The 8,511-nt window shown below is 70.9% G+C and carries 10 protein-coding genes and 2 pseudogenes; 6 read left to right on the plus strand and 6 right to left on the minus strand.

Features of this window, described 5'->3' with window-relative positions:
* The coding region (locus IY392_RS10210) for a condensation domain-containing protein (protein ID WP_194861147.1) at nt 1–1,357 on the minus strand (1,357 nt) is incomplete at its 3' end.
* A gap of 45 nt (nt 1,358–1,402) precedes the next feature.
* On the opposite strand from IY392_RS10210, the gene IY392_RS10215 reads away from it, so the two are divergent.
* The 3 genes and pseudogenes from IY392_RS10215 (at nt 1,403) to IY392_RS19595 (ending at nt 3,677) form a co-directional block, all read left to right on the plus strand.
* The gene (locus IY392_RS10215) at nt 1,403–2,206 is read left to right on the plus strand and encodes an alpha/beta fold hydrolase (RefSeq protein ID WP_107757602.1); all 804 of its coding nucleotides are present in this window, start codon (nt 1,403–1,405) and stop codon (nt 2,204–2,206) included.
* A gap of 52 nt (nt 2,207–2,258) precedes the next feature.
* Nucleotides 2,259–3,077: pseudogene (gene nadE, locus IY392_RS19590) on the plus strand (ammonia-dependent NAD(+) synthetase); the annotation flags it as partial.
* Nucleotides 3,078–3,125: 48 nt separating this feature from the next.
* Entirely contained in the window at nt 3,126–3,677 is a 552-nt protein-coding gene (locus tag IY392_RS19595; protein WP_309230204.1) for an isochorismatase family cysteine hydrolase, read from the plus strand.
* Nucleotides 3,678–3,695: 18 nt separating this feature from the next.
* On the opposite strand, the gene IY392_RS10225 is transcribed toward IY392_RS19595, so the two are convergent.
* Nucleotides 3,696–4,709 carry a pirin family protein gene (locus IY392_RS10225; RefSeq protein WP_194861149.1) on the minus strand — a complete coding sequence of 338 codons (1,014 nt, stop codon included), beginning with the start codon at nt 4,707–4,709 and terminating at the stop codon, nt 3,696–3,698.
* Between the two features lie 81 nt (nt 4,710–4,790).
* Complete coding sequence (locus IY392_RS10230; RefSeq protein WP_095718801.1) at nt 4,791–5,429, minus strand: YdcF family protein; 639 nt, start codon at nt 5,427–5,429, stop codon at nt 4,791–4,793.
* A gap of 122 nt (nt 5,430–5,551) precedes the next feature.
* Between IY392_RS10230 and IY392_RS10235 the strand changes: the two genes are divergently transcribed.
* Nucleotides 5,552–6,226: a DNA-3-methyladenine glycosylase gene (locus tag IY392_RS10235; protein WP_182611929.1), complete on the plus strand. Its 675-nt coding sequence runs from the start codon at nt 5,552–5,554 to the stop codon at nt 6,224–6,226.
* Nucleotides 6,227–6,235: 9 nt separating this feature from the next.
* Nucleotides 6,236–6,733, plus strand: a complete 498-nt coding sequence (gene tpx / locus IY392_RS10240; RefSeq protein ID WP_107757606.1) for a thiol peroxidase — start codon at nt 6,236–6,238, stop codon at nt 6,731–6,733.
* Nucleotides 6,734–6,819: 86 nt separating this feature from the next.
* On the opposite strand, the gene IY392_RS10245 is transcribed toward tpx, so the two are convergent.
* The 3 genes from IY392_RS10245 to IY392_RS19220 all read right to left on the minus strand — a co-directional run bounded on the left by IY392_RS10245 (nt 6,820) and on the right by IY392_RS19220 (nt 8,094).
* A complete protein-coding gene (locus tag IY392_RS10245; RefSeq protein WP_107757607.1) occupies nt 6,820–7,386 on the minus strand; it encodes an NADPH-dependent FMN reductase in 567 nt (188 codons plus the stop codon).
* 65 nt (nt 7,387–7,451) lie between these two features.
* Complete coding sequence (locus IY392_RS10250) at nt 7,452–7,940, minus strand: PaaI family thioesterase (RefSeq protein WP_231750389.1); 489 nt, start codon at nt 7,938–7,940, stop codon at nt 7,452–7,454.
* Nucleotide 7,941: 1 nt separating this feature from the next.
* Entirely contained in the window at nt 7,942–8,094 is a 153-nt protein-coding gene (locus tag IY392_RS19220) for a hypothetical protein (RefSeq protein WP_228549260.1), read from the minus strand.
* Nucleotides 8,095–8,157: 63 nt separating this feature from the next.
* On the opposite strand from IY392_RS19220, the pseudogene IY392_RS10255 reads away from it, so the two are divergent.
* Nucleotides 8,158–8,511: pseudogene (locus IY392_RS10255) on the plus strand (histidine kinase); the annotation flags it as partial.

An 8,511-nucleotide genomic window follows, 5' to 3' on the forward strand; every position in this document is an offset into this window, starting at 1 on the left:
CGTCCGGATCGCGCGGCCCGGCCACGCCTCTCCGGGCCCGGGGCCCCTGGCCGTCGACGGACCGCCGGACCAACCCCGCGCACAGCTCGTCCAACCAGCCCCCCACCGTGACGCGGGCGCGGGCGGTGTCCGGATAGCGGCACCGGACGTGCAGGCCGGAGCCGTTGACCACGAACCACACCATCACCCCGTCCGTCCGGATGGCCGCGGACACGTGCTGCGGGGCCAGGCTCAGGTCCACGTCGATCGGGAGGCGACGGTGGTCCAGCCAGGAGATGGCGAACATCCCGGGTGTGTGCGGCATCCCGCCGTACGGTTCGAGCACCGGCCCCAGGGCGTGGGACCCCAGCTCGACGGCATCGCGCACCGCTGCCGCGCACGCTTTCGGGTCGGGGTCCGAGCATTCGATGACCGAGTTGGTGATGAACCAGCCCACGGAGTCGTGCCACTTCTCGTGGTGACGCGAGTGGACGGGCAGCACCGCGCGCAGGCCGACCCCGCCGTGCCTGCGGAACACCGTCGTCATCTCCGCCATCGCCACCGCGACCATCCGCACACCGCCCGCCGCGGCCACGTCCTCGAGGGCCGCCACCCCGTCCGGGTCCAGCACGTCGCGCACCTCCACCACCTCCGGCCGCGGGGCCGAGATGTCACCCAGATCGAGCGGGAACACCGGCATGTCACCCCCGGCGAGGATCTGAGCCCACCTGTCGTGCACCCGAGGCGGGGCGGGCGGACGCTGCGCCAACTCCCGGGTGTGCTCGGCGAACGCGGCCGCCGGGGGCAGACAGGTCCCCGGCTCGAGGCCACACGCGAGATCGTCCAGGCAGGAGCAGAAATCCCGCAGCAGCACGAGCAGCGACCACGCGTCCACGTGCGAGTGGTCCAGCCCGATCACCACCACCGGGCGCTCGTCCGGGTCCTCGGGTTCCACGAGACACAGCGCGTGCGACGGCGTCGCGAACGGGCAACAGGCCTGGTCGAAGACCCTGCGCAGCACCGCTCGGGGGTCCTCACCGTCCCCCGGCTCCTCCACTCTCCAGCCGGTGGGCCGCACAGCGACTGGCTGGAGCCGCAACACCTCGCCGCCCCCGGCATCACCGTCGAGAACCGTCTGCAGGGTCCCGTGCCGGGAAACCACCGCGAGCCACGCCCGCGCCACCATCTCGCGGTCGGCGGGGAACGGCAGGGCGAACGCGACCGCCATCCACGACCCGGAGCGACGGCCCAGAGAAGCATGGCGCGCCTGGTCGAACGACGGCGGCGTGGCCTCGCCCTGAACTGGGGTGACATGTGTCGCAAACCGGTGCACGACGCCGGACGGGAGCGACATCCGCGTTACGGTGGTGAGCCTCATGGTCCGCACGGTAGGAGCGGCGTGTTACGGGGAAAGGCGCGGATTGTGACGACGACGAGACGGCCACCCGCCCGGGCCGGCCATAGCGGGACGGCCCTCGCCCACGACCTCAGAGGCGACGGGCACCCGGTCGTTCAACTTCACGGCCTGTCCTCGAGCCGACGACGCGACGAGGTGTTCGGGTTGGACCTCACGGCGGGCCGGGACGGTCTGCGGGTCCTGCGGTACGACGCCCGGGGCCACGGCGGGTCACCGGGGTCCGTGGACCCCACGGACTACACCTGGCCGGCTTTGGCTCGCGACCTCCTGACGATGCTCGACGAGTTCTTCCCGGGCCGACGGGTGCACGGGGTGGGGCAGTCGATGGGCGCGGCGACCCTGATCACCGCGGCCGTTGCGGAGCCGGACCGGTTCGCCTCTCTCACCCTCGGGATCCCGCCGACCGCGTGGGAGTGGCGGCGCGAGCAGGCGGCCCTCTACGACCTGGCGGCCCGCCAGGTCGAACGCTGGGGAGGGGCGCGGTGGGCCGAGAAGACGCGACAGCCGCCCACGTCACCGGCGATCGACCCCGGACGCCCGTTCACCGTCCCGGACGTGGCGGACGAGCATCTGCCCGCGGCATTCCGGGGCGCGGCCCTGAGCGATCTCCCACCGCGCGCAGAGGTCTCGGGGGTCGACGTGCCGGTGCTCCTCCTGGCCTGGCCGGACGACCCCTCGCATCCGCTCGCCGTGGCCGAGGAACTCCAGGCCCTGCTCCCCGACGCCCGCCTGGAGGTTGCGCAGACCCCGTCCGAGGTGGCGCGGTGGCCCCGGGTGGTGGGCGACTTCGTGCACCGGGCCGGGAACTGACCGCCCGACCGTCCGGTGGCAGGTCCGCGGGCATCGACAGCACACTGGGCCCATGCACGCGACACAACGACAGATCATCGACGCCCTCGGCGTCCGTCCCCGGATCGACCCCGCCGACGAGGTGGAACGCCGGGTGCGGTTCCTGGTCGACTACCTCAGCGCGAGCGGGGCGAAGGGCTTCGTGCTCGGGATCTCGGGCGGCGTGGACTCCTCGTTGGCCGGACGCCTGGCACAGCTGGCGGTGGAGAGGATCCGCGCAGACGGCGGCGAGGCGGTCTTCGTGGGCCTGCGCCTTCCCTACCGCGTGCAGCACGATGAGCACGACGCGGCGATGGCCGTGGAGTTCGTGGGCGCCGACGAGACCCTCACGGTGAACGTCGCCCCGGGCGTGGACGGGCTCAACGGTGAGATCGGGCAGGCGACCGGGACGGAGTTGACGGACTTCACCAAGGGGAACACCAAGGCCCGCCACCGGATGGTCGCGCAGTACGCCGTGGCAGGGGACCGCGGCCTGCTGGTGATCGGTGCCGATCACGCGGCCGAGAACGTCACCGGGTTCTTCACCAAGTTCGGCGACGGCGCCGCCGACCTCCTGCCCCTGTCGGGCCTGAACAAACGCCAGGTCCGGGCGCTGCTCCGTCATCTGGAGGCGCCGCGGCAACTGTGGGACAAGGTGCCCACCGCCGACCTCCTCGACGAGGCCGAGGGCCAGACCGACGAGGAGGAACTGGGAATCGCCTACGACCACATCGACGACTACCTCGAGGGGCGCGAAGTCCCCGAGGGGGCCGCCGAGACGATAGAGGCGACCTGGCACTCCAACCGCCACAAGCGCACGACCCCGGTCGAGGTCGCCGACACCTGGTGGCGGCAGGACGAAAGAGCCGGCGATCGGGCCCACGGTCAGACGGCGCTCGTGGTGATCGACATGCAGAACTCGTACTTCGAGTTCCCCGAACTGGCCGAGGTGCGGGACGAGTTGGTCGGGGCGGTGAACGAGCTCATCCGCACCGCGCACGACGCCGGACGACCGGTGGTCCTGGTCCGGACGGAGCACGCAGAGGACCGCTCCACCTGGACCCTCAACATGCACGAGGACGACCAGGGGTTCGCCTTCCCCGGCACCGATCAGGCGCGGTTCCTCGACGATCTCGTCACCGGGGACCACGTGGAAGTGGTCAAGACCAGGGACAGCGCGTTCTTCCGGACCGATCTGAGGGCCCAACTGGATCGACTCGGCGCGGGCCACCTGCTCGTGTGCGGGGTGTCGACGCACAGCTGCGTGGCGCAGACCGCCATCGACGGCTTCGCCGAGAACCTCCACGTGGCGGTGGCTCGCGGAGCCATCTCCTCCGACAACTCCCCGCTCTCGGAGGCGCTACTGGAATTTCTGCAGGACCAGATGCGCCAGCCACTGCTCGATCGTTCGCAGAGCCTGGAGTTGCTTCGCACCGGCCACTGGCCCGGGTGAGCCGAGCGGCCGGCCGGCTCACCGGGAGCCGGCCGGCCGCCTCTCGGTGCCGTCCGGGTACCTCGCGAAGCGGGTCTCCTCGTGCGCGTGCACGGGATCGTTCCGATCCAGGTGCCAGGCCCCGAAGACGCCGGCGCGGTACTCCTCCATGGCGGTGACGATGTCCTGGCGGGTGGTGCCGACGAACGGCCCCTGTTGAACGACGGGCGCGCCGATAGGCCGGGCCTGCAGCACGAGGAACGCCGCACCGTCCGGACCCGCGGTCACCGTGACGGCCTCAGGGGCGAGCACTGCCGCGTCATAACCGAGTCGCTGAGCGTCGACGGTCAGGTCGCCGCCGTAGTTGTAGAGGACCCGGGTGGCGGACGGGTCGAACGCCGGGAGTTCGGTACTGACACCGGGGTCGAGGGTGACGATCCAGATGGCGAGGTGACTGTCCGGCCGCGCGGCCCAGGAGTGCGGTGGCGGGTCGAGCGCCCGGACCCCGTCGATCTCGCCGGCGATCACCCGGAACCGGGCGGCGGATCCCTCCTCGCCACGGACGACGACGGGGGTGTCCTCCGACCAGAACATGTCGAAGTACGGCTCCGCGGACTTGTCCTCGGGGGCCAGGTTGAGCCAGATCTGGAACAGCTCCATCGTGTTGGGAGCGTCGGGATCCAGCAGGGGGAACATCTCGGAGTGCGAGATGCCGGCACCCGCGGTGAGCCACTGGGTGTCGCCGTGCCCGAATCGCGCGGCGGCGCCCAACGAATCGGCGTGGTCCACCACGCCGTCGAGGACCACCGTCACGGTCTCGAATCCACGGTGCGGGTGCTGGGGGAAACCGGGGACCTCGGAGCCGTGGTACATCGACCACCCGTCCTTCCCGGAGAAATCTCCCCCGATGGACCGCCCCTCGAGCGAAGCCGCGGGACGCATGGTCCTGCCGTCGGCCGGGGGGAACTCGTCGCGGTGGTGGACGGCGAACAGGAACGGGTCGACGCCCGGCCACTGCGCTCCGAGCGGGACTACCTGGCGGATGGCGGACACTGGCTTCTCCTGTGTGACGGGACGATATTTGCTGTCGCGTCATACAACTTCGGCGGGCGCTGAATTGTTCCCGCCCGCGCCTCAGCCCCGGGCGACGACCCCGGTCACCGGGATCCGCCCGGCGACCGCCTGCCGGAAGTTGAGCACGGCGCGCTGGACGTGGTCGCCGGTGGAGACCACGACCGCACCGGTGGTCCCGCGCTCGCGGAAGATCCGGTCCGTGAACTGCGCGTTCTGGACCGTCGAGTTGGAGTTGCCCTCCTCGGTGATCCGCCACGGCGCGATGCCCGCACCGCGGAGCCAGTCGCCCATCGCGCGGGCCTCCGTGCGACCGTTCTGCGGGACACCCCCGGTCACGATGACGCGGGCGGTCGGATACTGCCGGGCCAGCCGGAAACCGGTCCGCAGGCGCTCCTCGAGCACCGGCCGGATGCCCCCGTCGGGGTACAGTCCGGCGCCCAGGATCACGATGTCCGTGGTGAACGGATTGATCGTGAGCACCGCCGGATCGTCACTCGTGAGCACGTCCAGGCCGCCGCACATCTGGAGCATCGACGGGTCGACGTGCTGGCACCCCACCATGGTCAGCCCGTTGTACAGTGCCGTGCCCGACGGCATCTCCGCGGAGCCGGCGGACGCGGTCCCCACTCCGGCGCCCAGTGTGAGTGTCAGTGCCGCCGCGGACGCGGCCGCGACGAGACGGGTGTGTGTCCTGCGCACGATGGCGTTCCTCCCCCGATAACGATATGAAGAATTCGTGACCCGATAGTTATCGTCGGACACGGTACCGCTGTTACCTGTGAGGCACGATGGTGGAAAAACCGCCGGGTAACGTGCTCGGCATGCTCGAAGGATACGACAAATCGGCCGCCGTTCGGTACCTCTGCCGGGCGGACCCCGAGCTCGGTCGTCACATCGAGTCCGTCGGTCCGTGCACCCTCACGCCCGCCCCCGATTCCGGTCCGCACGCGCTGTTCGACCGACTGGCCTCCTCGATCCTCTCCCAGCAACTGTCGGTGAAGGCCGCCGCGACGATCGCCGGCCGTCTCCGCGAGCGGGCGGCCGGGCCCCGGCACCTCGAACCCGTTCTCCTGAACACCCTCTCCGACGACGAGATCCGCGCGTGCGGGGTCTCCCGCCCCAAGATCGCCGCGCTCCGCGACCTGGCCGACGCGGTGGGGACCGGACGGATCCCCACTCTGACGGAACTGCAGGGGTTCGACGACGACGAGGTGGTCGACTCCCTGACCACGGTCCGCGGGGTGGGCCGGTGGACCGTGGAGATGCTGCTGATCTTCCTGCTGGACAGACCTGACGTGTTCCCGGTGGCCGATGTCGGCATCCGCCGGGGATTCGAACGGGTCACGGGGCTCGACGGACCGGCCACCGCCGCCCAGATGCTCGGCCGCGCCGAGGCCTGGGCCCCGTACCGTTCGGTCGCGTCCTGGTATCTGTGGCGGGCGGTCGACCAGACCGGTCAGGCGGTGCCCGCGCCACCCCCGCCCCCGGTCGGGTAGAACGGACGCATGGCAACCACCGCATTCAAGGGAAACCCCGTCACCACGTCCGGCGAGCTCCCCGCCGTCGGCACCACCGCTCCGGCCTTCGACCTGGTCGGCACCGACCTCGCTCCCGTGACCTCGGAGTCACTGGCGGGCACGCGCGTCGTGCTCAACATCTTCCCGAGCGTCGACACGGGCGTCTGCGCCCAGTCGGTCCGGACCTTCAACGAGAAGGCCACGGGCCTGGACAACACGGCGGTCATCAACGTCTCGGCCGACCTCCCGTTCGCGCTCAAGCGGTTCTCCGCCGACGAGGGGATCGAGAACGCGTCCGCCGCGTCCACCTTCCGCAGCGATTTCGCCTCGGAGTACGGCGTCAAGATGACGGACGGCCCCCTGGCCGGCCTGTGCGCACGGTCGGTCGTGGTGCTCGACGCCGATGGCTCGGTGGTCTACACCCAGCTGGTCGACGAGATCACCACCGAGCCCGATTACGACTCCGCCCTGGCCGCGCTCGGCTGACCCGCCTCGACACGACCGCCGGCCCGCCTCTCCCAGACAGGCGGGCCGGCGGTCGTTCACCCGGCGCGAGCCGGGCACCCCTGCGATCAGGCGCTTCCCGCGGGAACCGGGGCGAACCGGCGGGTGGCGTCCTCGAGCTGGTCGAAGAGAGTGGCCAGCTCCCCCGCGCGCCGCTCGTTCGGCTGGAGACCCTCGTCTCCGAACTCGGTGAACAAGCTCAGCGAGACCTGCTGGCGGACTCCGAACATCCGGAAGTTCGCGATGATCTGGCGCCACTGCTCCACGGCGCGTACTCCGCCCTCGGCGCCGTAGGAGACGAAGGCGACCGGCTTGTCCGCCCATTCCTCACCGAGCACGTCGTAGGCGTTCTTCAGGCCGCCGGGCACTCCGTGGTTGTACTCGGGGGTCACGAAGACGAAGGCGTCGTAGGAATCGATCGCCTCGCTCCACCGGGTGACCCGCTCGTCGTCGTACTGCTTGTCGGCGGCACCCGGCACGGTGGCCGAGGTGAGCAGGGGGACGTCGAAGGATTTGAGGTCGACCAGGTCGTAGGTCGCGTCTTCCCGAGTCGCGGCCTCCGCCGTGACCCAGTCGGCCACCGCCGCACCGGCCCGATCGTCGCGGATGCTGCCCAGGATGATGCCGATCTTCACTGTCTTCTCCTTCGTCGGTCGTTCTGGTGGACACCCTGACCGTACTTGAGTGACACGACACCAATCTACCGTGAGCCGTACACAGTGATCGACGCCACCGCACACACCCGGCCCCGGTCATCCCGTGTGACCGCGTGCGCTATCCCCCAGCTGCGGCCGTCGTGGAGGGCTTCGGCGCGCACCGTCACCGGGCCGACGAGGGGGATCTGACGCACGTACCTGACGTCGAGCGAGGACGAGCTGACCTCGCGCTCGTGTGGGAACACCGCGGCACCGGCGATCTCCGCGGCGGCGGCGAAAACCCCACCGTGCAGGTTGCCCAGCGGGTTGGCGAGCGCCGGCTCGGGCGCGATCACGGCCTCCACCGCCCGGGTGCCGCCCTGCCCGTCGTGCCCGTGGTCCAACGACAGGCACAACACCTCGGCCAGTGTTCCCGGCGCGAGCGCCGAGGGCCACGGTGGCTCGGAATCATAGCCGTCCGGGTCGACGACCCCCGAGATCTCCATCGACTTCACCAGACCCGCGGCGATCACCCCGCCGTCGTCGTCGACCACATCACCCCGAGTGGTGAGGCAGGGTCGCGAAGCGCCCGAAGGGGTCCACGAACTGGTCGGCGACCGGCTGGTGCCAGCTCACGGCGCCGTCACCGTCCACGCTGAAGGTCAGCCCCAGTCTGGGTTCCGGGCCGTTGTGCGTCGACTCCCTCATCCGGGGACGCTAACACGTGTTCCACTCGTGCCCCGGGGTCTCGGATGGCCGCACAATGGAGCGGTGTCCCCCCGAGCCGCCACGCCACGGACGATCCCCCTGACCGGCGAGGTCCTCACGACGCCTCGTCGCTGGCCCATCCGCACGGCCACCACGGTGATCGCCACGGCCATCGTCATCCTCGTTCTCGCCGCCGCGGCCGGAGGCGCGTGGCTGTTGCTGCGCACCGCCGCCCACAACGCGATCGACACCGTGGACCGGGCCCGGGCCGTCGACGTGGCGGGGGTTCTCTCCGAGCGCGGACCCCGGGCAGCCCTCGATCTGGTGGCCGAGCCACTGTCCGGCGTCGATCTGGTGAGGATCGTCGGGCCCGGGGACCGCCTGCTCGCCGCCCAGGTCACCCGCGGCCTCGAGGAC

This window comes from Dietzia sp. SYD-A1 (genome assembly GCF_015356725.1).
Taxonomy (GTDB): domain Bacteria; phylum Actinomycetota; class Actinomycetes; order Mycobacteriales; family Mycobacteriaceae; genus Dietzia.